Origin of the sequence: Psychrobacter sp. Ps2 (assembly GCF_022129405.1) — a bacterium.
Lineage (GTDB): Bacteria > Pseudomonadota > Gammaproteobacteria > Pseudomonadales > Moraxellaceae > Psychrobacter.
In genome coordinates, this window is the sequence record NZ_JADQAM010000061.1 from 576057 (window position 1) to 601980 (window position 25924).

The window sequence follows — 25924 nt, forward strand, 5'->3', positions numbered from 1 at the left end:
ATCACTCATCATCAGTTTGTGCAGTTTTAATCGCTAATGACACGGTAAAAATACCAAAGCGATCGATACGCATCGTGACTTTCTTAAAGCCTGCACGCTCAACCAGTTGATCCATCTCCGCTTGCGAGCGACAGCGCATCACCCAACTACTGCCACGGTGATTGTTTAATGTCTTACTGATAAATTCTTGCTCAGGGTGCCACGGTTGGTTGGTATAAATCAGATAACCGCCTGATTTTAAACTGTTATAAATACCTGCTAAAGCTGTCGCTGGTAGCGCATTATCAGAGAATAATTCAAATAACCCAGAAGCAATAGCAAGATCTGCTTTTTTAGTATCGGTGCTAGTGTCATTCGTATGTACATCAATATAACTGGCAGGATCAAAGGCGTCCTTTTGACTGGTCATTACTCGATTGCTTATGGCCAAACGCTCCGCCTTTGCTTGCAATGCTTGAATATTATGCATCTCATAATCACGCAGCTCAGCATACAAATCTGCAAACTCTGTCAGCAGATCAAATGCATAAAAACCATGTCCACTAGCGATATCTAACAGTTTTGGTCGGTATGGTTTATTACTACTTTGATTTTTATCTTCAATATCTGCGAGTGCTAAGCGTGCCAATTCCAATATATGCTCACGACGAATACGAATACCTTGCCAACCAATATTATTTAAATAAAACTTATCGATTGCCTGGCCAAATTTATTCTGACCGCTAGGCTGATTGTAATAGACGTGATCCAGCGAGTGACCTGAATCAAATCCATGCTCAAGCCCTGTAGCAATTGCATCGCTGACATGACCAAATTTCTGCATCGCAAAACGGGTAATTGCAAAGTTTGGATTGAATGGTTTAATCGCCAAACGATCTACTTTATCCTTACTGGCACTGTTTAAGTGAGCCGTACTCAAATCAGGGGCTTGAACTGGCGTGCTAAATATTTCCTCAGCGAAATCAATACAGTCGGCAAATATATCGGCTTTATTGGTCTCATGAAAAATTGCATGGTAGCTGTCTGGATACAACTGCCAGCGTTTGATCGGTGTGTTAATCGCTTCATAAAATGCGCGCTCAGCCTGCTTATCGACCACATAATCCTTGCCCGCACACAAGACAAACGTCGGTACGGTAATAGCACCAGCATCATCAAGTAAACGCTGACCCGTTGCATGAGTGTCGATGAGTAAGTCGGTCGAGATACTGTTGGAAATTAACGGATCAGCATTGTAAGCTTGCTGCGCGTCTTTATCATGGGTCAGTACTTGTGCTTTAACATAGCTGCTGACACGTGACATCAGACCTAGCGTACGCGCCACCTTTAGCGATGGTATGGCAAAGGGCAGATACAGACGAATACTGAGCGCAGGCGTACCAAGTATCATGCCACGAATATTAGGCGCATAATCGTGTACCCATGCTGCTGCCAATACCGCGCCGATACTACTGGCGACAATCAGCGTATCCTCGATAGCAATGCCTGTGTGCTCAATCACCAGTTGGACAAAACCTTCTAAATCTCGCTCAAGCTCGGTAACGCTCTCTGCATGGTCTTTGATGCCGCCTGAGCGACCATTACCGCGCGCATCCCAAGCAAATACTTGATAGCCAGCGGTTGCAAACTGCTCTCCTAGCTCTGCCAATCGTCCTGAATGCTCATGTCCTCGGTGCAATAAAATAACTTGGCGCAACGGTTGGTTGGCTTGCTTGATAGCTGATTTTTTCATGTCTTCTAAAGGCGTCGTTAGCCAATAGCGATAATAAATAGCCGTGCCGTCGTAAGCGTTATAACAGCTTTCACCATTGATGATTTTAGATGCAGGCAAGTCAAAACCAACACTGGCCTGTTCTTCGAATTTTTGACTATCAACGGTTGTGGTTGGCATTTCTTTGAACTCCAATGGGCGAGCGTTATCAGTAGAAGTACTTGGTAAAACAACAGTAAGAAATAGTGAGTTGTTTGTTGACTCACCCAGTACGGATCGCAGCTGAGGTGGGTTATGCATCAAGTATAACTCTGTCATATAACGTAGTCGATTGAGACAGGTCTTTAGTAGCATTATCTCTGTTAATATAAATAATTGACTCATTCTGATAGCAGGTAAAGCCACCTGCCCTTTAATACTTACTGGCGCTTTGGCTCTAATGCCCATAAACGCACCAAGCATACCTAATAAGAAGGCACGATCGCTTTTGCCCAAAGGCCCTTGGTTAGCACGAACACCTAACATGGTATTACTAGTAACGCCCAACAGCTCGGTGCCAATACTAAGCGCGATCAGAGCAGTGATATGGTGCTGAGAAATTGATATGTTCGTTGGTAAGTTGGCTATTACCGTTTGCCGTTCTTTGTTATTGATATGAGGGGTCAGAATATGAGGCGCCAGACTCGCTAATAGAGCCGTATCGGCAACCATATCACCTACCTCGTTTAACACGGCTCCTAGCGTTGATGCCTGGCCATGTTCACGGGCCATCATGCCATCGATGGCATTGAGTGCCATACGTACAAATAATGATGATGGTAATAAAAGCCACAGCCGCTGCTGTTCAGCCGCTGGTTTGGCAATGATATAGGCAGTACCGATACTTAATAAAACAGCGGATACTGTCACTTGATTAGCGGTAACATTTTGCTCAACCAGCGTATTGCTTATCGGACGTAGTTGATTTTGAAACTGAGTTTTGAGCTGATATAGCGACATGAGTTTAGCCAAATATTTTCAGTACTTTAATGTAGCAACAAAAGTTTATAAGGTAAAGAATTACAAAGCGCTCAAAAACGTTCAAACATTTTGAAAAAGATATTTATTAACATCATTATAATCGTCCAGTTTTTCCAGTTTAGCCAACAATGAGCGATGATTTACAATGAATCTCAGTGGCTCATATCAATACTATTAACCTTATATGGTACAATCTTCAGCTTCTTAAAAACGCCTTATTAAAAATGCTGCGAGCCCTTTATCATGGAAAGCCTAGTCACCCTTGTTCTGGTATTAATGCCAATGTTTATTGGCTTTGCCATTCCGTCTAACCCTACTATGACAAAATTGGCCGACAAAGGTCTATCATACTTGGTATTTATTATCCTAGCGTTGATCGGTATTGAGCTGTCTCAGGTAGAAGGTCTAGGTAATCAGTTGGGTGAAATTGCCTTATATGTCACTGTATTATCGATACTGACGATTGGTTCAGGTTTATTTGGGCTGATGTTGTTCGATCATCTGCGCCCGTGGCATGCCAAAAAATCAAGCGTAAAATCTAAAGAGCATCGGGTGAGCATTCGAGGTAGCTTGGCGCAAGTGGTTTGTGTGGTGATCGGGATGGTGATTGGCTATTTCTTGCCTGCTGATTATATGCCGCCTGAAAACTCTATGACTGTCATGCTGATGATTTTGATTTTACTGGTCGGTATAGGCTTAAAAGGATCGGGCATCACCTTAAAAGAAGTACTACTGAATAAACGCGGCGTAGAAATGAGTGTCATCTTTACGCTAGCGGTATTGGCGGGTGGGCTTATCTTTGCACTACTATTTACTGATGTGTCATGGACGAAAGGCTTAGCACTATCGTCAGGGTTTGGTTGGTACTCGCTATCAGCGATTGTCATGACCGATGCTTATGGCGCGGTTTGGGGTAGTGTCGCGTTGTTTAATGACTTGGTACGCGAGTTCTTTGCGTTAATCTTTATTCCGGTATTTATGCGCAAATACCCCTCCGCTGCGGTTGGGCTTGGCGGCGCGACCAGTTTAGACTTTACCTTGCCTATCATTCAGCAGTCAGGTGGTCTAAAAGTCGTGCCACTAGCGATTAGCTTTGGCTTTTTGATTAACATTGTCTCGCCAGTACTGATGGTGTTCTTTTCGGCGCTTGGCTAAGCTATATTTTGTAGATCAGCTTATTCGTATTTGATATTACGATTATTTTATTACTAACCATCTGTTTAACTAGCTTATCGATGGTTTTAGAGTCTTCATTACGTAAATGGCTTTTAAGATAGTTTGTTAAACTTGACTTTTTGGATGGTCGAGTACCTGCTGGTCTACTTTTTAGCTGTGCTATTGCACGTTGATATGTTGTAGCAGAGTCTTTGCTATTCTTATTATCATCTTGTGAAACTTTACTCGAATTTCCTTTGATATTATCGAAAGGTGAGTAATAGATAGCTTTGTTATCCTGTTTTATTATTGCCTTTTTTTTGAGGTAAGTTACAACTAAATCAATTTGATCCTGACTATTTGCTTGGCGATAACTTGCAAGTTTTTGCTTGATCACATTATTCAATCCATCAATTTCTTTTGCCTTACTTCGTAAAACTTGATCAGTGACTAAATCTAATATTCCTTGACTATCTATTTTATAAATTAATTTTTCTTCATTTTCATCAAGGCTAATAAGTCCTGCTTTGATAAATTTTCCAAAAACCTGTTCAAAAATATAATCTTGCTCAGTACTATTAAATCTCTTTAGTACTGTCACTGGAACGTACTTCTTTATCGAGTACAATAGGTTAGATTTATAGCCCGGTAAAAACACCTTACGATTGACAATGCTATCAAAAACCAACACGTAACACTCATGTATAACCGATTTGGGAACACTCTCTTCAAGGCTTTGCTCTAAAGATTTTTTATTGTCCATGGCAACGCTAGTAACGTCATCACACAAAACATGATGACTGTCTTCGATGACAAGTTGGCTTTTTTTTATATCTGATGCACTTTCTATGTTTGACTCGTAAGCCACAGTTAGCTGATTAGCATTTTCTAACCGCATGATACTCATACCATCATAGGCACTATTGAGATGCTCAACCAAGATATCATAACCACTATCTCTTGCTAAAATACAAACATCAGCACTAGGATCAATTTCAGAGATTTTGCCAAGATAAAAAGACAAGTAAAAATCTAGCGCATTCTTCCCTGCATGTTGCATCTTAATAATGTGCACATTTTCATTATCAAACCTGAGCAAGTTTTCAACCAATTCAAGAGGTAGACTCTTCTGCTGATTAATACCCAAAAAAAGCCATACATGACATTCATCCACCTCTACATTATCGAAGCTTTTGGGCTGAATGTTCTCATAGTCGATTAAAATGTGCTTCATGAAAATATTCTTATTATTTAATTTAAATTGTTATTCCTAAACCCCACTCGCTTGCTTAGCAAATAAACGCATCAATGGCTTGATTTTGCTGACTCGGTACATACCCTCATTACGTATCTGCTGCACAGGACGCATTTGTGCAAGCGACCCTGCAAATAACCAATTAAGCGCAGAAAAGCTGTGCATCATCAGGCTATTATGCGGACGGCGCGAACGCTCATAATGACGTAGCGTTTGATTGCTGCCCCAAAGCGTACCGCCACTACGGGTAAAGTCATGCGTTAGCTGCTCACATAATACTTGCACGTCCAGCATACCAAGGTTCAGTCCTTGACCTGCCAGCGGATGTACGCCATGAGCTGCATCGCCAATAAGTACCAAGTTATCAGCGACGTAGCTTTTCGCTTGCTGTGCCGCTAATGGAAAACTAGCGATAGACTCAATCTGATTAATCGCACCCAACTCGTAATTGCTGGCAGCTGCTAACTTATCAGCAATAAATCGATCTTCTTCCTCTATCAATGCCAACGCTTGATTGCGCGGCAATGTCCATACGATCGACTGCCAATGCTGCGGGCTTGCCTTATCAACATCGGTTATATCAGCTAGTGGCAATAGTGCCAACGTACCTGTTGGTAGCATAGCTTGACGTGCTGTCGCTTGATGTGGTTTCTCAGTCTGAATCGCACAGCAGATGGCAGTTTGTTTATAGTCAAGTGTATCTACGCCAATCCCTGCTTGCTGACGGACAAATGAACCGCGACCATCAGCACCAACTAATAGACACGCATCAATCGCTTCGCCATTGTCTAGAGTTACACGGTAGCCTTGCTGCGCCCCTAGCCAATCCATATTGACAACTTTATGACCAGCGATAAGGGTCAGATAGTCACTGACATCATCTTCATGCAAACGCTGCCATAGTGCGTGCTCAATGACAGCAGGCTCAACCATACTACCTAATACTGTATACTCATGATTTTTATTACTATTATCCTCGGCGCTGCTATCTTCACTTTCGCCAAATAACAACTCACCCATACCATTTAGCTGCCATACCTGCATTTGCGAGTAGTCTGCTTTGCGTTTAGAGACGGCAATATGTTGCCACGCGCCAATATCTTTAAGCAAATTAATACTAGCCATACTAAGTGCATAGACACGTGCATCACGTTTGCTAAGTACATGTTGCCAAGCTGACTCATCACGCTCAGGACGGGCATCAATCAACGTCACTGACATTTTTGCTTGTGCCAACTTTAGAGCAAGCGTTGCCCCAACGATACCGCTACCGATGATCAACGTATGGTTTTTTTTCATAAGGTGTCTCTCAATATTGCTCAATATTAGAATGCTTATTATCAATCTTAATTACAGTTAGTTGATTCAGTTTAAAAGAGAGACAAGGCAACCGAGTGCAGCTGTATAGGCAATACTTCAAGCGAGGTTAACGCTGTCACTCCTTTAAAGAGGATTAGCTATAGCGCTATGATTTTAGACCCATCGCATAAGTGGCGACTAGTGGCTTGATATTTGGCAATTTATCAAAGGCCAACAATGCCATATTTCTTGCCAGTTTAATCGCTGGGTTAGGATGGGTGAAGCCATGTACTACCGCATCACAAAAACGAATCACTCGCTTCTGGTCGGTTTGACGTGCTTTTTCATAACGCTTTAATAGCTGTGCATCACCGATATCTGCGCCTTTGAGCACTTGTGCATTTAGCATTTGTGCCAGCACATGTGCATCTCGCATACAGAGATTAAACCCTTGACCAGCGACAGGGTGTAAGGTATGAGCGGCATTGCCCATAATGACGCAGCGCCCTTCTACTTGCTTATTTGCTAGTACGCGGGTCAATGGATAGGCGCCGCGGCGACCAGCAGTTGTGAACTTGCCAGCGCGTTGACCGAAAGCTTGCTGTAGCGTCTGCAAGAAATGGGCGTCGTCTTCTAAGTATCTAGTTTCTTCACCTGTTGGGCATATCCACACCACGGAGCGTCTGTAGCCTTGTTGATACTCATCGTTGCCATCGCCCTCTGGATCGGTCAGTGGGAGCACGGCAAGTGGGCCAGCTGGACTGAAACGCTCAATCGCTGCATGCCCGTGTGGCATATCTGTCTCTACTACGCCGACGATGGCCGTTTGCTGATAGTCATACGTAGTTGTACTAATATCTAGCAGTTGGCGTACTGTAGAATCGCGTCCATCACAAGCGACTAATACGCTAGCTTGTAGCTGCTGCTCGTTTTCGGCTTCATCGTTATAATTAAAGCTAAGTGTCACACTATCGGCTTGCTGCTGGACAGTCGTCACATTGGCATTATCTATCAAGGTAATTAATGGCGCTTGCTGTGCGGCTAATAAAAGTTTACGACCCAGCCAAGCGTTTTCGATGACTTGCCCAAATGACTCAACGCGCTCTTCTGCTTTATTTAGCTGCGCGCGCCCAAAGCTGCCTTGCTCACTAATCTGTACAGTGTCGATACGGCAGGCATGGCTCTGTAACTCATCCCACAGGCCAATCTCTTGATATATTTGTACCGTGCGCCGTGATAACGCCGTATTGCGACTGTCTAAATAATGGCTGCGAGTCCTATCATCCGTTGGACTGATGGTTGGATAACTGTTTTTTTCTAATAAGGTACTCGCAATACCGTGATGGGCCAATAGCAATGCAAAAGACAAACCAACATGACCACCACCTGCGATAAGCACTTGCTGGTCAGTTATCGCTTCTTTCTTTTTAGAGATGCTGTCGAACTTTTTAGGTATGCTGTCAGCATTGGATAAATGTGAATCAGTATCTTGCATCGTTATTTTCCTATTATAATTTTTTGGACAAGCAGTTTATTTATGATAGACAACTGCTCGTCACTGACTTTATTTTATAATTTTTATCACGTTACTGTCGTGGTTAGATAGGTTGCAGCAACTCATGGTATCGCCCATAGATTACCACAAATTGTCTATTATGCCGTGGTCTTAACCGTAGACAAATCGTTTCTTCACTATCATCGTAAATGATGTTTATATTCATAAAACTCAAAAATCTTAATTTTATTAGAGCACTATCATACGATGGGTAGCGATGAATTATATAGAACTGATAGCAACATCGAATCGATCTATAGAAAATCGCTGTAGCAGTTGCAATCAGCATACAAAAACAGCGTTATCTATCTAATGTATGGCTTGAAATTTAAAAATTCTCTACCATAATGAAGGCAAGACTTTCATTACTTTTACTTACTACCTTCCACAAAAACAACAATAATAACGCCGTCATTTTTATCATCTACAATCTTTTTATCACCTAAACACTGTAATTCCACTAACTATTTTATCTCTGCAACCCGCCACGCAATTAAAACCAAATCATAGCGTCGGGTACACAATAAAAGGATAATCGCTTGACTGATTCCATGAGCCGCCGTATAAAGTTTGAATCATTGACCCCAGCACAGCTAAAAACCGTGCTTGGTGAATATAACAATCACATGAAATATATCCAAGAACGCCTCGATATTAAAATCATGCAGCGCCAAGGCGATTTTTGCCTGAGTGGCGATGTGACCAATGTCGAACGCGGTGAACGTATTATCTACAAAATGGTAGATGAAGCACAGAACACCAAAGACATCAGTGCAGAAGAGCTGCATCTCATCATCCAATCTAGCCTCTCTCGTGATGAAGACATCGAAGAAGACGAGCAAGACCATGATGATATGGAATATGATGAAGATTTGGATGAGGCTAGCGAATTTACGCCCATCAGTTTACGCACACGTAAAGGCCGCATCGTTCCGCGTGGTGGCAACCAACAGCGCTACGTAAAAAACGTCCTGAGCTCTGATGTATCGTTTGGTATTGGGCCAGCTGGTACGGGTAAAACGTATCTAGCAGTGGCATGTGCCGTCGATATGCTTGAGCGTAATGAGATTGAGCGTATTTTGCTAGTACGTCCAGCAGTAGAAGCTGGCGAAAAGTTGGGCTTCTTGCCAGGTGATTTGACCCAAAAAATCGATCCGTACTTACGCCCGCTATATGACGCACTCTATGAGATGATAGGCTTTGAAAAAGTCGGTAAAATGATTGAGCGTCAGATTATCGAAGTGGCACCGCTTGCTTATATGCGTGGTCGTACTTTGAATAACTCGTTTGTCATTCTAGATGAAGCGCAAAATACCACGCCTGAACAGATGAAAATGTTTTTGACCCGTTTGGGCTTTGGCTCACGTGCCGTCATTACTGGTGACATTACTCAGGTCGATTTGCCACGGGGTCACAAATCAGGCTTGGCACAAGCGATGGATATTCTAAAGGATATCGAAGAGATTCATATCACAAAGTTTGATTCAAAAGACGTCGTACGACATCAATTGGTACAACAAATTGTTGAAGCCTATGACGTATTTGATGAAGAACAAATGGCTTTAGAAGAAAAACGTAAGTTTGAACGTATTAAAGAACAAGAGCGTAGACAAGCCGTCGCTAATGCAGCAGCCAATCTGTAATAATCAAGCTAATCATTGAATTACAATCATTTGCTATGAGCATTTAGCTTGTATAAGAAAACCGGATTACTCAAAGTAGTCCGGTTTTTTCTTACCAGCAGTTTATTGAATTTAGCTCTTTCGCTACTAGTAGCCTACCAGTAACTTAGCTATAGTAGCCTCTATGTATTCTATACATAGGCCTCTATTTACGAGTCAAAAACTTAGCAATAAGAGACAATAATTAAGCTACTTTTATATTAAAAGAGCTGGCAAATAAATCACCTAGAAGATGCAGCATTAGAAACGCATTTATTTATAATAAAAAGGACATCAATATGAGCCAACTTGACAATACTAACTTCGATGACAAGATCGCTAGCAACCATGCTAGCTTAGCAGCACTTGATATCAGTGCGACCGACAGTATTGATGATGAAATATTAGATACTTTTTATAATCGCGAGCATTTACTGTCAGTCATGATGGCGACTTTAGATTATATAGATGGTCGTACTAATAATGGTCTGACCTTACCCTATTTTGCAGATATTGATCCTGAGCTTTGGCAGGAAAAGTCTAAAACACTAGATATATATATCACTGATGAATTCGAAGGCCGTGCTTTAAATCTAGAAGCACGCGGCAAGGACTATGCGACCAATATTTTGTCTTATCCAAGCGAATTACCTGCAGCCGTCATTGAGCTGATGCCAACATTGCCTCTTGGAGAGCTGGTTATCTGTCATGAAGTGATAGTACGTGAAGCGGCTGAACAGGACAAAACAGTGGCGCAGCACATCAGCCATTTGCTAGTGCATGGCGTGCTACACCTACTAGGTTTTGATCATGAGCTCGGACAAGCTGAACAAGATGAGATGGAGTACTTTGAAATTGAGATTTTGGCAGGCCTAAACCTACCAAATCCTTATATCTAAACTAGCACTGCTTTATTAAACAGCCTTCTAACTATTAGGCAGCTACTCATTAATCTTTAGTTAATGGTAGCTTTTGCGCTTGACCCATTTGGTTGATCATATGGTCTAAGCCTTTAACATGGACACTGCGCTGCGGGAATGGAATCTCGATTTTCTCATCATCTAAAGCTTGCTTGAATTGCTCCAATAGCTCGCATTGCATCGACCACCAGTCGGCATTGGTTGTCCAAACGTTTAAGGTAAGATCTACTGAGTTATCGCCTAGATTGGTCACTCGCACGATAGGCTCAGGATCAGTAAAAGCCAATGGGTTATTTCTTGCCAGACTTAACATCACGTCTTTAGCCGTTTTGATATCAGCATCATAGCCAATACCGACAGTGATATCGACGCGGCGATTGGGTAGCGCTGTATAATTGACCACAGGTGAAGTCGTGATATCGCTATTGGGAATGATGATATCGTGATTGTTAATGGTCGTCAGATGGGTATTAACCAAGGTAATCTCTGTCACTGTACCTGTGTAGCTACTAATCTGTACGTAATCGCCGCGTACAAACGGGCGAAACGTCACAATCATAATACCAGCGGCAAAATTTGATAACTGGTCTTTTAGTGACAAACCAACGGCAACAGCGGCACCACCTAAGATTGCGACGACCGACGTAGTCTGTACACCGACTTTGCTAAGTGCAGCTAAAATCACCACGACCAGTAGCACGCCATACAATAGGCGACTTAAAAAACTAGCAACTGTCTCGTCCAGATGGCTGCGCGTCATCAAGCGATCGGAAAAAGCGACTGCCTTTTTGGCAAGCCAACGTCCAACGATAAATATAAGTATTGCTAAAGCGACTTTAATGACCAGCTCTAGGGCATTGCTCGTTAAGGTAGCGACATCGACGGTAAAACCTAAAAATTCCATACTGACTCTTTATTTTATAGCTGTGTGTTATGAACTTGGATATCTGTGATTATAAAAAATAGTGCGTTAAGCGTTATTCTTAACAGTTGTGTTTTCAGTGACATTTTTTCAGTAACTTTAATTTCAGTAGCTTTTTTCTTAGTGCTTGTCTTCTTAGCACCTATCTTCTTAGTGCATGAATACATTAACCTTAGTACGTTACTTCGACTGTATCACTATAGCGGTAAGTACGTATCAAGCGCAGCTCGACGATATCGTTCATGTCTTCGGTGAATTTACCAAAGGGTGCAGCTTGTCGTACCGACTGCTTGGCCGCTTCATCCAATATCGTAGAGTTCGAGCTTTCAAGCAGTCGAATGGCTTTGATATTGCCGTCGTTACTGATGATAACCATTAGCCGTACTTCACCCGTAATGCCTTGAGCGCGCGCTTGCACGGGATAATGCAAGTTACCTACACGCTCGACATGCTCACGGAATGTATTGATATAGTCTGCTGCCGCACCCCGTGTGGTCGAGTTACTATCCATGGTCACGACTTTGGATTTGGTCGCGTAGACCTGCTGACGCTGAGATAGCTGAGCTTCTAAGGTAGCAATCTGCTTACGTAGCCGCTCTTCTTGCGCCATCGCGTCATCTTGCGCTTGCTCGCTGTCATTATCCGACTCTACAGTGGCCTGACGCCAACTCAACGTCGTGCGTAGGTAGCTTTCTTGATAACGCTGCTGACGCACTTTACGCTGTAAGTTAACGATGTCTTGAGTCTCACTCATTTGCTCAGCAGACATTGCACTTAACTGATTGTTCTCTTGTCTGAGCTGCTCTTCTATTGTACCGCCGCCCTCTTGTGAAGCGTTGGCAATAAAGTGTGCATCTTCATTGGGCTTCATATTGTCGGTCAGTACCTTTGCCACATCTTGCATCATAGCAGCTGGGTCTTTTCCCATAGAAAAGCTAATTCCGAAAATAATCAGCACATGAACAGCCACCGCAATAACAATAGCAACAGGCAAACTTATATCACGCTTGGGCGCTTGCGCGGAAAAATGATAGCTCTGTGAGTCTTTTATATAGGCCACAATGAATCTCAGCTTGTGAGCACAGCAGTACAAAGCACTATTTAACAAGTGTTGTAACGATAGGCATGATTTATACTGGCGCTATCATAACATGACATAGAATTATGTCGCCAGTATAAACACTGAGACGGCATTTTGACATCTGCTATGCCGTATTGGTAACCTTATCCGCTAATTAAAAAACGTGCATTTGAGAATATATAAGGCAGACGAAACACTGTCTATACCAAATGAATTGCTACAAAACGCATGTGTTCATTTTGAAGCCACTGTATTTGTTATATACTACTTTATCACAATAGAATTAGTAGCAAGATACTTTGCAACAATCAAAACTGTGCATCGTGTTGATTAGGCACGGCAGATTATCAAGCAGCACAGTAAATGTAGATTCACTATGCACTAGTATCAGAGGTCAGTTTTTCGCTTTTGCTACCTATCAGTATAAAAATTACTAATGGTCGTAGATATTTAGAAATTATAGATGATTAGCTTTCGTTCAAATTAACGATAGCATGCAAAGTTTGTTTAGCCATTTTTACGTCACCGATTGAATGACGCGCCCTATAAGGATAATAAGTTTGAGTGACTTTGATAACGTGAATAATTCAGACAATTTTGATGAGTTCTTCGAGAGTATTGGCTATCGTTTTGACGAGTCATTCGGCAGTGGTTGGGAGCGTATCGCCCAATCGGTTAAAGATATCTATAATAAGACGACGGACAAGTTCGAAGATGAGTTGTCATTGCCAGTGGCACAGACTTACGTTAATGATGCACTACAAAAATTCGTCACCGACAATGTAAAAGCCATTTTAGAGCTACGTGTCGAGATGCATGAGGATTGGTTTCGTTTGTACTGCACTGTCAATGCAGGCGGCATCTATGCCGAGGTGGCAAGTAACTTTAGCTTAGTTCACGTCCAACTCGATCGCAATGTGCAACGCTTTGTATTTGGTCAGCAAACTTATACCGATATATTGAATCTGCGCTGCGAATCTTTCGTGAAACGTCAAGGCGTCAAACTGGCGATTTGGTTTTATCATAGCGTCCTCAAAAAAGACCCTTTAGGCTTTATTCTGTCGTACGTCAATATTGCTCGCGCAAAAGACGAAGTGATTTATCTCGATATCCATCGTTGGTTAAAAAACAACAAGAAAATCATGAGTACCTTGCATAAGGTACAGATAAATTATGGCGAGCTAGAAGAAGAACAAATGATTTTGAAGGCTCAAATCAACTATCGTGATTTACTGGCGGCCAGCAGTAACGAAGATATCATCGGTGATGATGACGATCCTGAATTGATGCAAGGCCCTATTAACCCTGTAGACGATGCGACTGAGCCAAGTCAAGAGTAAGTCGCTAATGTTTTATCCCATAAGAAAACGCTGCATCTGTAAGGCTAATAACCTGTAAGATGCAGCGTTTTTTGTTAACCAAGATAATCGTCAGCTACCTCTACCAATAGTTCTCAACAGCGATATTACCCTCACCTCGGCGATTCATCACCAGACCCAATGTCTTTAACGCCTCTTTGGTATCTTCTACCATGTCTGGGTTGCCACATAGCATGACATGCGTAGTATCAATATCTAATGCGATACCCGCGCGCGCTTGTAACGTACCCTCTAGCAGTAGCTTCGGCAGACGCTCTGACAACGCGCCTTCGACAGGCTCACGAGTGACGGTTGGGATAAAGATAAGCTTTGCTGGATTATCAACCAGTGTACCGAAGTCTTCTTGTAGGCTTTCGATTTTCTCAACGTAAGCAAGTTCATCGAGCGAACGTGCGCTATAAGCCAATACGATGTGCTCGTAATCTTCCCATGTCTTTAAATCTTGCAGCATTGACAAAAACGGTGCTAAACCAGTCCCTGTTGCTAGCAGCCATAAGTCTTTGGGCAATGGTTTTTGGTAACGTGCTAACGTCAAAAATCCAAATGGCATCGTATTAAGTAGCAGTTCATCACCCACTTGTAAGTGCTGCAATTGCGACGTAAATGCACCATCAGGAATCACGATAGAGAAAAACTCTATCACCTCATCAAAGGGCGAAGAGACAATCGAATACGCGCGAAAGACATCTTCATTCAATGCGCTATCAGCAGTTTCATCACTTGCATCAGTCTGCTGGTAATATTTTAATTGACTGGGATTGACGCCTAAACGTACAAACTGCCCCGCTGTAAACTTAAAACTATCGGGACGGCTGACGGTAAAGCTAAATAAGTTCGGCGTCCATGTAGTTTTACTGAGCACCGTTACTGTTTGAATATTATCACTCATAATTATTCGTCACTTATACTTTATTAAACTGTATTTTTATAAGATACCTTTGATAGGCAAAAGAAAATAAATACCAAAAAGGTAAGCATAAAAAAAGATGCGCCAAGCTTATCATAAAGCTGGCGCATCTTGGTTTTTTAACCGTAACAACAGATAGATCGCAGCGACTTATCTGTTGTATTAACTCAGCGACATTACCAAATGCGAGCCAAACTTGCCCACTCAATCATACTATTTGGCAAGATACCAAAGAATAGAATAATCGCCGTCACAGCAATGACCATGATACCACCGGTACGAATACCCCATTGCCCAGACACGTCAAACTCGATGAACTGCTTAGGACGTTTGAACAGCGTGAGTAAAACGCGTAAGTAGTAGAATAGACCAATCGCACTGCCCAAGATAATCATCGCAGCCAAGAACCAGTTGGTGCCTTGTACCGCAGCTAAGATAGCAAATAGCTTAGTGATAAAGCCTGCCGTCAACGGAATACCAGCCAATGACAACATCATGATAGTCATGACAGCGGTCAATAATGGACGACGCCAGAATAGCCCTTGATAATGCGTCAACTCATCAGCTTCACCAGATAAGCGATACGGACTCGACATCAACGTCACTACACCAAAGGCACCGATAGAGGTAAAGGCATAAACCGCCATATACATACTAGAGATACTATCAGCGGCCGAGCCAATGCTGACAATCACGATCATCACATAACCCATATGGGCAATAGATGAGTAACCGAGTAGACGCTTAAGGCTAGTTTGACGTACTGCCAATAAGTTACCTACCAAGATAGATAAAGTGGCCATTACCATCAATAGCATCTGCACTGATGGCAATGCCAGCAAAGCAGTATCGATTAAGAAACGCACGGCTAGTGCCATCATCGCCACTTTTGATACTGATGCTAAAAAGGTAGCGATAGGCGCTGGTGCACCTTCGTAAACATCTGGCGTCCACATATGGAAAGGAGCAGCTGAGAGTTTAAAGGCGATACCAAACATCATCATTGCCGCGCCCAGTATCAGTAGTGGCGACTCAAAGATATTGCCTAGCACCATGCTGATTGGCTTAAATGCTAGCGAGCCTACTTCTGCATAGATAAAGGCCATACCCATCAGCAACGTCGCTGATGCAGTCGCCGACAATACCAAATACTTCAATCCCGACTCAAGTGACTGGTTGCGCATATAAGTATAAGCAAGCAAACCATATAGTGGTACTGATAGCATCTCTAGGCTCATAAAGAATGACGCCATATGCTGCGCGCTTACCATGAGTAATGCACCAATGGTCGATAGCAGCATGAGCAAGTACAGCTCTTCTTTATTGTCTTTTAGGTTGGCCAGATACGCATAAGACAGCGTACAACAAGCCAAGGCACAGATAAAAATCACCACCATATTAAACTGAGCAAAGTTATCAATAACAAATAACTGCTCAGCATTTGGCGCGATAGATCCGCTTTCAATCACACCGATCATCTGACCGATCAGGGTAAATAGACCAATGTTTAAGCCTGCCACCGTAATCGTACCAGTGACCATGTGCGAGCGTTTAAAGGTAATCGCGATCATAACCGTCAGTACCGTAATCACTACGGCGATAATCGGCGCGTAAGGCAACAATCCTATCAAATCATTCATCGTAATATCATTCATGACTTAACGTGCCTCCATTACATCAAGCAGCTGCGACGCATCTACCTGTGTCACTTGACTGTATATATATGCGTTATTGATCCACTGCATAGCGTGACTTGAGGTATCAAGGAACGGCTGTGGGTACAGTCCGAGCCATACCAAACCAGCAGCTAATATCAGTAGTAATGACAGCTCGCGCTTGCCCAAATCTTTTAGTTTACGTGCAGGTAAGCCATGTGACTTAGTCTCTCGCTCTGCCAATGCAGCGATGTTGTTTTCACCAAATAACGCGCGATGAATCAAAATCAGTGAATAAAGACCTGCTAATACCAAACTGAATGTCGCAAATACCACAAACACGGGATACTGAGCAAATGAGCCGAATAAAATCATGAACTCGCCAATGAAGTTACCTGTGCCTGGAATACCAAGCAATGCTGCACAGAAGAACATCAGTATCGGTGCGTAGTAACGGAACTGTCCCCACATACCACCCATCAACGTCAAATCACGCGTATGCAGACGCTCATATAGCTGTCCTGCCATGATGAATAGTGCGGCTGAACTCAAGCCATGAGCAAGCATCTGAATCATCAGACCTTGTAAGCTGAGTAATGTACCAGCATAGATTGCCAGTACCACAAAGCCCATATGCGAGATACTGGTATACGCTAGCAAACGCTTCATATCGGTCTGCATAAACGCAAGCCATGCACCATAGAAGATACCAATCGTACCTAATGTTATCGCTATCGGCGCAAACTCTTGTGACGCTACTGGAAATAGCGGCAACACAAAACGAATCAAACCATAGGCGGCAGTCTTAATGAGCACCCCTGCCAAATCCACCGAACCTGCCGTTGGTGCCTGTGCATGCGCATCTGGCAACCAGCCGTGGAAAGGAATGATTGGCAACTTCACCGCAAAGCCAATAAAGAAGCACAGCATGATGGGATATTCCCAGCCACCAAGTGACGTACCGAGCAAATCATTATAGTTAAAGCTCACTACCCCTTTTTGGGCGTAGCTGATAATGACCAATACCAAAATACCGATGAGCATGATAAGCCCAGACGCTTGGGTATAGATAAAGAACTTGGTGGCCGCGTATTCTTTGGTTTTGCCAACCACATCATGACCCCAAATTGCGATCAAGAAGTAGATAGGAACCAGCATCATCTCCCAAAAGAAGAAGAATAAGAATAAGTCAATGGCCAAGAAAACACCGATGACGCCGCCCAAACTCCATAGCAAGTTTAAATGGAAGAAACCAACACGGCGCTGAATCTCATTCCACGAACAAGCAACGGCTGCCACACCAAGCAACCCTGTTAAGGCCACCATCATCAATGACAAACCATCTAGCGCTAAGTGAAAGCTAATACCGAAACTTGGTATCCACGGCACACTAAATTCTGCTACCCAAGGCACGGCAGCATCTGGCGCAATGACCTGCTTACTCATACCGCTAAAATCACCTTGCTGCCAAAGCACCAATGACAAAGCAAAGGTCAACGTCATACCGATCAAGGCAATCCAGCGCGGCAGACGTTTATTAAATCGCTCTACCACCCAGCATAGCAATCCTGCAATAAAAGGAATTGCAATTAATGCTGGTAGCATCCACGTTTGTTGTAACTCAATCATCTTTACACCACCGTCATCATTACCAGCACCAGCAATACAGCCATACCCAAGCCAAAGCTTGTGGCATAACCTCGAAGAGACCCTGTTTGCGTCGCAGACAATACTTTATTACCTGCTGAGGCCAGCTTAGGTAACAGCAACCACGTTTTATCGATAGGGTCGGCTTTAAGTAAGCGGCCGATGAATAAAAAGGGTTTTACAAAAATTACATCATATAGCGCGTCGAAACCTAGGCCATGATAACACCAGTGATATAGCGCCCCACCAATACGTGAGCGCTTAAAGCTAGTGAGCATTCTGCCTTTATTGACGACATACAACAGTGCAGCCAATATCAAACCTGCTGCCATTGCACCCATCGCGATATACTCTGCGGTATGCTTAGCATGAGCTTGACCAGCAACTTCTAATAGATGGCCAACGCTCTCTGGTAAGACACCATCTAATGGTGGCGTAATCCAAGCACCAACGGCTGTAGATAGCACTAGCAACACGGTCAAAGGCAACCAATACGACACACCTGATAGCTTATGAGCATGGGTTTTTTCTTCACCAAAGAATATGATCCAAATCATACGGAACGTATAAATCGCCGTTAGGAACGCACCGAATACACCCATATAGAATAATACTAGATGACCTGTAGCATAGGTTTCCCAAAGAATTGCTTCTTTAGAATAAAAACCAACGGTAACCCAAGGTATGGCAGCGAGCGCACCACCACCGACGATATAACACCAAAATACCAATGGTATCTTTTTACGTAGACCACCCATTTTAAAGATATCTTGCTCGTGATGTACCGCAAGGATGACCGCACCGGATGATAAGAACAGCAATGCTTTAAAGAAGGCGTGCGTCATCAAGTGGAAGATTGCCCCTTGCCACGCGCCCACGCCTAAGGCCAAAAACATATAGCCAATCTGACTCATGGTTGAGTACGCAAGGATACGTTTGATGTCCGTTTGTGCAAGCGCACAGAATCCAGCAACAACCAACGTCAATGCCCCTACGCCGCCAACCCAATACAATAAGATACCTGGGGTCAACTCAAACAATGGATGTAGACGAGCAATCAAATAAACACCTGCCGTCACCATTGTTGCCGCGTGAATCAATGCCGATACTGGTGTCGGGCCTGCCATCGCATCAGCAAGCCATGTATGTAGTGGCAACTGCGCTGACTTACCCATCGCGCCGCCGACCAACATCATGGTGGTAAGCATCATCGTTGGATTATTAATATCAAACACTTCTGGCGCGCGCGTAATAATTTCTTGAATATTGAGCGTGCCGAATTCGCGGAATAATAGAAACAAACCAAAGGCTAAGAATACATCACCGACACGCGTGACGGTAAAGGCTTTCATCGCAGCACGGCCGTTGGCTCTGTCATGGTAATAATAACCAATCAATAGGTACGAACAGATACCCACGCCTTCCCAACCGAGATATAGCAAGAACAGATCATCTGCGAGTACCAGTAACAACATACTGGCCACAAACAAATTCATATAGCTAAAGAAACGAGCAAAGCCAGTGTCGCCTTTCATATACCAAGAGGCAAACAGATGAATTAAAAAGCCAATCCCAGTGATAACACCTGTCATGGTCAATGCAAGACCATCAAAGCTCAAACCGAAATGTGGGGCAAAATCGCCAACTTGGAACCACGTCCATAGCGGAACGTCAATTACCGTTCCAGCTGGATTAGTGGTCAAAAAGGTATAGCTAACCACTAGCGTGCATAATGCTGAGAGCAGCATGCTACCCACGCCAACAATCGCTGCGACCGTTTCTGATAATTTGTCGCGCATAAAGGCTAAAATCAAAAAGCCAATGAGCGGGAATATAAAGGTTAATGGTAATAAACTCATGACATCATCCTTTCATCTCATTGGCGCTATCGACATCGAGATGCCCACGCTGATGATAAAAACGCAATAATATTGCCAGACCAATTGACGCTTCAGCCGCGGCCAAGGTCAAAATAAAGATAAACATAATCTGTCCGTCTGGATCGACCCAGCGACTACCTGCCACTACAAATGCCAATGCTGCCGCATTCATCATGATCTCAAGACTCATTAGCATAAATAAGAAGTTACGTCGTACCATGACGCCGCACAGACCGATGGCAAATAAAATACCTGCCAAAATCAGTCCATGGCTCATGGGTATCATACCCAGTACATTTTGCGCCTCAGCAACTGGCTGTACTAAGCCTGCCACCTCGTGGGCAAACGGCACGTTTGACACATCTTGTGCCACGCTTGCTGCTAGTACCATTAGTCTGACTCCTTGCGCGTAACTTTATTCGCACCTACTTGACTACCTGCTTTCATGCCTACCTTCATACCTACATAGTCATGCGGGTCAACATCTTTATATTCGTAAGGCTTAGCCATTTCTACGCCGTCATGCTTTGTAAGCCTACTATCATTGTCGTATTGTTTGATACTGCCTACGCTTGGCTTGAAGTTTTGGCTATCATTACCGATGACCTCATCGTCGACTGTCTCTTTACCTAAATGATAAGCGGCGACCAAGGCTGCCAATAATAGCAATGCTGCTACTTCAACCAGCATAATGTATTTGGTAAATAACACCGTACCCACTGCTTTGGCAGAGATAGTCGTGCCACCCATCATAACGGCTTCATCATGATTGAGACCAATCATCGCATAGAGCACAACGGCAATGATTATCGTCAATCCTGTCGGTATCGCCCAAGTGCCGGCATCGAGCCAACGCTCTTCGCGCTCGTCATTGCTCATGCCCAAATTAAGCATCATAATGACAAAGACAAATAGCACCATAATGGCACCAGCATAAACAACAATCTCTAGCGCACCCGCAAACGGCGCACCTAATACAAAAAATATCCCAGCAATTGCCAGCAACGATACAATCATCGATAAGATAGCATGCACTGGATTGGCCTGAGTCACTACGCGCAGACTGGCAAATACTGCCACTGCTGCAAGCGAATAAAACCCAGCCAGTTCAGGATGGTTCAAAATATTCATCATGGTAGCAAGCTCCTTAGATCAATCGGTGCAGACTCATTTTGTGCTGCGCCTTTTGGTTTATCTGCTACCGCCATACCTGTCACACGATAATAGTTATAATCAGGGTATTTACCTGGTCCTGAAATGAGCAAATGCTCTTTTTCGTAGACCAAATCTTGGCGCTTATATTCACCCAGCTCAAAATCTGGGGTCATTTGAATCGCTGTCGTTGGACAGGCCTCTTCACACAATCCACAAAAAATACAGCGTGAGAAGTTAATACGGAAAAACTCTGGATACCAGCGTCCATCTTCACGCTCGGCTTTTTGTAATGAGATACACCCTACCGGACATGCCACCGCACACAAGTTACAAGCGACACAGCGCTCGTCTCCATCAGGATCACGCGTTAGGACAATACGTCCACGAAAACGCGGCGGTACAGGTACCGGCTCTTCAGGATAAAGGATGGTGTCACGCGGTCTGAGCGCATGACTATTGACCATCCACATGCTGCGGACAATGGTAAATATACCAATGACGGTCTTTTTTATGGTAGTAAACATGGGATTATTATCCTTATCAGCTTTACCCTAGTTCATCAGTAATGGCTAGTGATGGCTACTAGTAATGACTATAACGTTGGGGAAAAGATCAAAATGACCGCAGCAGTAATCAATAGATTGATTAAGGTTACGGGCAGACATACTTTCCAGCCAAAGTTCATCACCTGATCATAACGCGGACGCATGAGTGAGCCTCGAGCCAAAACAAACATGGTCATAAAGAACAGCGTTTTAATCATGAACCAAAAAGCTGGTGGAATAAATGGAATATCTAAATTGAACGGCGCAAGCCAACCGCCAAAGAACAAGCAAGTCATTAAGGCAGAAATTAAGACAACATTGACATACTCACCAATGAAGAACATACCAAACTTCATGCCAGAATATTCGACATGATAGCCTTCAGCCAGTTCTTGCTCTGCTTCTGGTTGGTCAAATGGATGTCTATGGGTAACGGCCACACCAGCCACCACAAAGGTCAAAAATCCGAAGAACTGCGGAATGATATACCAGCCGTCCGCTTGCGCTTCAACAATGGCACGTAGGTTAAATGAACCTGTTAGCGCAACAACGCCCATCAACGACAAACCCAAAAACACTTCGTAACTGATCGTCTGTGCAGCTGAGCGCAAACCACCGAGTAGCGAGAATTTGTTGGCAGAGGCCCAACCGCCGAACATCACCGCATAGACAGCAATACCCGCCATGGCAAAGAAAAATAGAATACCAATATCCCAATCAACCACGCCAAGTGATGGTGAGATAGGAATAATGGCAAATGAGGCCAAGGCAGTAAACATTGCGACCGCAGGTGCCAACGTGAACATAAACTTATCGGTAAAGTTTGGTGTCCAATCTTCCTTAAAGAAGATTTTGAGCATATCGGCGACTAACTGCAACGAACCAAAAGGCCCAACACGGTTTGGACCATAACGATCTTGCCATAAGGCCAACATACGGCGCTCATAGATAATCATCATCGCGGCAACCAATACCACGACCAAAAAGATGACTAGCGATTGACCCACCAAAAACAGAATAGACCAAGTATCAAAGCTCATGCTATTGGCCAAAAAGCTTGGCACATCAGGGATAATACGGGTAACTTGCATATTACACCTCCTGTGTGGTGGTCGGCGCTGCGTTTATTTGCGCTGTGTCATTATCATTAATCATGTCGTTAGCCATGCTACCCATCATCGTTACTGGTGCATCCACTTTACGTACCGATGCTGGCATTGATGGGTGAATAATACTCACCTGCCCAACGGGGTAACCGATACAGCCTTCTGCCAAATAACCGACCAGCTGTACTGGCAAAGTGATTTGTTGCTTGTCAATCTCAATCGCCAAGTAATCACCAGCAGCGATATTCCAGTCTTTGGCATCATCTATACCGATATGCCATGTTGCAACGGGTAGTTGCTCTGCGACGATTGGGCTACGTGATGCCATCATTGAGCTGGCATAAATATTATGAATCGGTACCAGTTTCGCTTGGCCGTGCTGTAAGTCAGTTGTATTCGAAGACATCGCTTCTGGCGCCACATATTGACGAGTGGCTAGACGCTCTAGCTGATCGAACAAACGTACACCTGGATCACCATTTTTGAGATGACCACCAACTTTATCTTGGTATTTGTTCCATGCTTGCGGTGAATTCCAACCTGCCGCATTGGCAAAAGGAATCATCGAGCTTGGCGTTTCTTTACCGCTATAACCTTCCATTGAGAAGGTCAAACCAGTATCCAAATCTTTCGGCTGCATTGGCTCGTGCACTGAGATTGGCGCGCGCATAGCAGTACGACCTGAATAACGACGCGGTTGACGCGCGATTTTCAGACCCGTTATACGGTAATCAGCATCAGGCGCAGCGCCTTTGATACCTGCAAGTTTAGGATGGGTGGCAATCAATGCATTGATTACATCATCTAGCTGCGTCCAATCGACATCACGACCTTCAATGCTGCTATGCACAGCATGTATCCAACGCCAGCCTTCTTTAATGCTGCTCATCGGATGGTAGTATTCATTATCGTAAACTTGGAAGAAGCGCTGCGCACGGCCTTCAGCTGATATTAATGTACCATCCGCTTCTGCAAAGCTCGCCGCTGGCAATACAATATCGACATCTTTATGCCAATCAAGGAGCTGATGATCTAATGCGATGACTGTTTTATCAGTCAATAGCTGCGTCAATTTATTGGCATCAATCGCATCTGTTAGCTGGTTTTCTGCAACCACGACCACATCGTAATCAGTCGCTAGCAGTTCTTCAACTGACTGACCGCCAAGCATACAAACGCCTATGCTATTGGCATCAGGGACCGTTAGGTAAATACCTGCTTGTGCCTGATACTTGTTATTTACTTCTTTTAATTCAAGTTTTTCAGCAGGCTCACGCTCGACATCATCTTGAGCTTCTGTATTCACGCCTGTTTCAGGTTTGTTTGGCTTAGCAGATAAATCTTGGTCTTCTTCAGGCTGGTCATTAGCCGCTTTCGCTTGCGCTGCCTGTACTTTGGCATTATGTGCATCAACCTGCTGCTGCTCAGTCGCTTTAATTGCTGCGCGTTTTTGGGTCAATGCTTGGGTAATCTGTGCTGCTGCTTCTATCAATGCGGTAGAAGACAAGCTACTACCCGAGACAACTAAAGGCTTATCAGCTTGAATCAAGTCATAAGCGATTTGCTGCGCCAATGCTTGCATACCGTCAGTTTCAGTACTTGTATCAGCATCTTGTTCAGCTGCTTGTGGATCTGCTATGTCTGCTAAATCATCAGCGAAATTAGCAATCTCATCAGCAACCTTGAAGCCAAGCTTAGTGATGTCTTCAGGGGTCGCCACTACGCTCACTTTACTGATATCTTCTAGCTTAGTTTGCGTTACATCGATGACATAGACTGGGCTTAGCGCATCTTGAGCGATACGCTTAACTGGTTCAGCAAGCCAAGGTTGCGTTTGCAGCGCCGCTGCCATTTTCAAGCCTTCATTTTTTGCGGCTTGACGTACTGACAGCGCAACACGTGATGAAGTTTGCGTGATGTCTTCACCTAATACGAGCACTGCATCATGCGTTTCGATATCGGTCATGCTAGGGTTATAAATGCCTTCAGTGCTAAGCACTTCGATGCATTTATTGACCAGTGCTTGCTGCTGATGATTCAGACCTGTTGAAAAGTTATCAAAGCCAACGAGATTTTTTAGCGCAAAGTTGGTCTCTAAACTGGCACGCGGTGAGCCAATCCCGATGACTTTTTTATCTTTGATACGTTTGATGGTTTCATCAAGTGCGTAGTCAATATTGATTTTGACATGCTTATCATTGATACGTTCAAGCGCTTGCGTTGGACGATCATCACGATTGACATAGCCATAACCAAAGCGGCCACGGTCACATAAGAAATAGCGGTTTACTTCGCCGTTATAACGGTTTTCGATACGGCGCAATTCACCATAACGCTCGCCCGGTGAAATATTACAACCAGCTGAGCAACCATGACAGATGCTTGGCGCATACTGCATGTCCCATTTACGGTTGTAGCGCTCAGAGTGAGTTTTGTCGGTAAATACACCTGTTGGGCATACTTCGGTTAAATTGCCTGAAAATTCACTTTCAAACTGACCATCTTTATCACGGCCAAAGTAAACACGATTGTTTGAGCCATAAACGCCTAAATCTTCGCCGCCCGCGTAGTCTTTATAAAAACGTACACAGCGATAGCAAGCGATACAACGGTTCATCTCATGCGCAATGAATGGCCCAAGCTCTTGGTTATGATGCGTGCGTTTGGTAAAGCGATAGCGACGACGGCTATGACCTGACATATACGTCATGTCCTGCAAATGACAATGTCCGCCTTCTTCACAAGTTGGACAGTCATGTGGATGGTTGGTCATGAGTAGCTCAACCATCGACTTGCGGAATGCTTTGGCTTCATCGTCAGTGACCGAGATGTACATATCATCGCCAGGAGCGACCATACAAGACATCACAAGGCGACCGCGACCCGCTTCCATATCTTCTTTATTTTGGAATTGTTTGACCGCGCACTGACGGCACGAGCCTACTGAGCCAAGGGCTGGATGATAACAAAAATACGGCACATCAATGCCGAGTGATAAGCAGGCTTGTAGCAAGTTATCTGCGCTATCTACTTCGACAGTGGTTCCATCAATATGTATGACTGCCATGCCG

The 25924-nt window shown here is 43.9% G+C and carries 19 protein-coding genes; 4 read left to right on the forward strand and 15 right to left on the reverse strand.

Going from position 1 to position 25924, the window contains the following annotated elements; translation table 11 throughout:
- Nucleotide 1: 1 nt before the first annotated feature.
- On the reverse strand, nt 2-2710 hold the full coding sequence (locus I3254_RS14030) for an alpha/beta fold hydrolase (RefSeq protein WP_238053274.1): 2709 nt from the start codon (nt 2708-2710) through the stop codon (nt 2-4).
- Between the two features lie 264 nt (nt 2711-2974).
- Here I3254_RS14030 and I3254_RS14035 point away from each other — a divergent pair, with 264 nt between their 5' ends.
- Entirely contained in the window at nt 2975-3886 is a 912-nt protein-coding gene (locus tag I3254_RS14035; RefSeq protein WP_238053275.1) for a lysine exporter LysO family protein, read from the forward strand.
- A gap of 1 nt (nt 3887) precedes the next feature.
- On the opposite strand, the gene I3254_RS14040 is transcribed toward I3254_RS14035, so the two are convergent.
- The 3 genes from I3254_RS14040 to I3254_RS14050 all read right to left on the reverse strand — a co-directional run bounded on the left by I3254_RS14040 (nt 3888) and on the right by I3254_RS14050 (nt 7935).
- Entirely contained in the window at nt 3888-5120 is a 1233-nt protein-coding gene (locus I3254_RS14040) for a PIN domain-containing protein (protein ID WP_238053276.1), read from the reverse strand.
- Nucleotides 5121-5156: 36 nt separating this feature from the next.
- Nucleotides 5157-6440 (reverse strand): FAD-dependent oxidoreductase, encoded by a 1284-nt coding sequence (locus I3254_RS14045; RefSeq protein ID WP_238053277.1) that lies wholly within the window; start codon nt 6438-6440, stop codon nt 5157-5159.
- A gap of 166 nt (nt 6441-6606) precedes the next feature.
- On the reverse strand, nt 6607-7935 hold the full coding sequence (locus I3254_RS14050; RefSeq protein ID WP_238053278.1) for an FAD-dependent monooxygenase: 1329 nt from the start codon (nt 7933-7935) through the stop codon (nt 6607-6609).
- Nucleotides 7936-8534: 599 nt separating this feature from the next.
- Here I3254_RS14050 and I3254_RS14055 point away from each other — a divergent pair.
- Entirely contained in the window at nt 8535-9638 is a 1104-nt protein-coding gene (locus tag I3254_RS14055) for a PhoH family protein (protein ID WP_179798643.1), read from the forward strand.
- Between the two features lie 317 nt (nt 9639-9955).
- Nucleotides 9956-10555, forward strand: a complete 600-nt coding sequence (gene ybeY, locus I3254_RS14060) for an rRNA maturation RNase YbeY (RefSeq protein WP_238053279.1) — start codon at nt 9956-9958, stop codon at nt 10553-10555.
- A gap of 49 nt (nt 10556-10604) precedes the next feature.
- On the opposite strand, the gene I3254_RS14065 is transcribed toward ybeY, so the two are convergent.
- Nucleotides 10605-11480, reverse strand: a complete 876-nt coding sequence (locus tag I3254_RS14065) for a mechanosensitive ion channel domain-containing protein (protein ID WP_101206253.1) — start codon at nt 11478-11480, stop codon at nt 10605-10607.
- Between the two features lie 190 nt (nt 11481-11670).
- Entirely contained in the window at nt 11671-12558 is an 888-nt protein-coding gene (locus I3254_RS14070) for a TonB family protein (RefSeq protein WP_238053280.1), read from the reverse strand.
- Between the two features lie 581 nt (nt 12559-13139).
- Here I3254_RS14070 and I3254_RS14075 point away from each other — a divergent pair.
- Nucleotides 13140-13919, forward strand: coding sequence for a hypothetical protein (locus I3254_RS14075; RefSeq protein WP_224737876.1), 780 nt, complete (start codon nt 13140-13142; stop codon nt 13917-13919).
- Nucleotides 13920-14019: 100 nt separating this feature from the next.
- Here the strand turns inward: I3254_RS14075 and I3254_RS14080 are convergent, their stop codons facing one another.
- The 9 genes from I3254_RS14080 to nuoG form a co-directional block, all read right to left on the reverse strand.
- Nucleotides 14020-14847 (reverse strand): ferredoxin--NADP reductase, encoded by an 828-nt coding sequence (locus tag I3254_RS14080; RefSeq protein WP_201605241.1) that lies wholly within the window; start codon nt 14845-14847, stop codon nt 14020-14022.
- A gap of 194 nt (nt 14848-15041) precedes the next feature.
- A complete protein-coding gene (locus tag I3254_RS14085; RefSeq protein ID WP_201555948.1) occupies nt 15042-16520 on the reverse strand; it encodes an NADH-quinone oxidoreductase subunit N in 1479 nt (492 codons plus the stop codon).
- A 3-nt stretch (nt 16521-16523) separates the two neighbouring features.
- Entirely contained in the window at nt 16524-18149 is a 1626-nt protein-coding gene (gene nuoM, locus I3254_RS14090; protein ID WP_238053281.1) for an NADH-quinone oxidoreductase subunit M, read from the reverse strand.
- A gap of 2 nt (nt 18150-18151) precedes the next feature.
- A complete protein-coding gene (gene nuoL, locus I3254_RS14095; RefSeq protein ID WP_238053282.1) occupies nt 18152-20026 on the reverse strand; it encodes an NADH-quinone oxidoreductase subunit L in 1875 nt (624 codons plus the stop codon).
- Between the two features lie 4 nt (nt 20027-20030).
- Nucleotides 20031-20339: an NADH-quinone oxidoreductase subunit NuoK gene (nuoK, locus tag I3254_RS14100; RefSeq protein ID WP_025653102.1), complete on the reverse strand. Its 309-nt coding sequence runs from the start codon at nt 20337-20339 to the stop codon at nt 20031-20033.
- 98 nt (nt 20340-20437) lie between these two features.
- Entirely contained in the window at nt 20438-21181 is a 744-nt protein-coding gene (gene nuoJ, locus I3254_RS14105) for an NADH-quinone oxidoreductase subunit J (protein ID WP_238053283.1), read from the reverse strand.
- Nucleotides 21178-21726, reverse strand: a complete 549-nt coding sequence (gene nuoI / locus I3254_RS14110) for an NADH-quinone oxidoreductase subunit NuoI (protein ID WP_010198902.1) — start codon at nt 21724-21726, stop codon at nt 21178-21180. Before nuoI ends, nuoJ begins: the two co-directional genes overlap by 4 nt.
- Nucleotides 21727-21794: 68 nt before the next feature.
- The gene (gene nuoH / locus I3254_RS14115) at nt 21795-22787 is read right to left on the reverse strand and encodes an NADH-quinone oxidoreductase subunit NuoH (RefSeq protein WP_238053321.1); all 993 of its coding nucleotides are present in this window, start codon (nt 22785-22787) and stop codon (nt 21795-21797) included.
- Nucleotides 22788-22839: 52 nt separating this feature from the next.
- Nucleotides 22840-25920 (reverse strand): NADH-quinone oxidoreductase subunit NuoG, encoded by a 3081-nt coding sequence (gene nuoG, locus I3254_RS14120; RefSeq protein WP_238053284.1) that lies wholly within the window; start codon nt 25918-25920, stop codon nt 22840-22842.
- Nucleotides 25921-25924 lie beyond the last annotated feature (4 nt).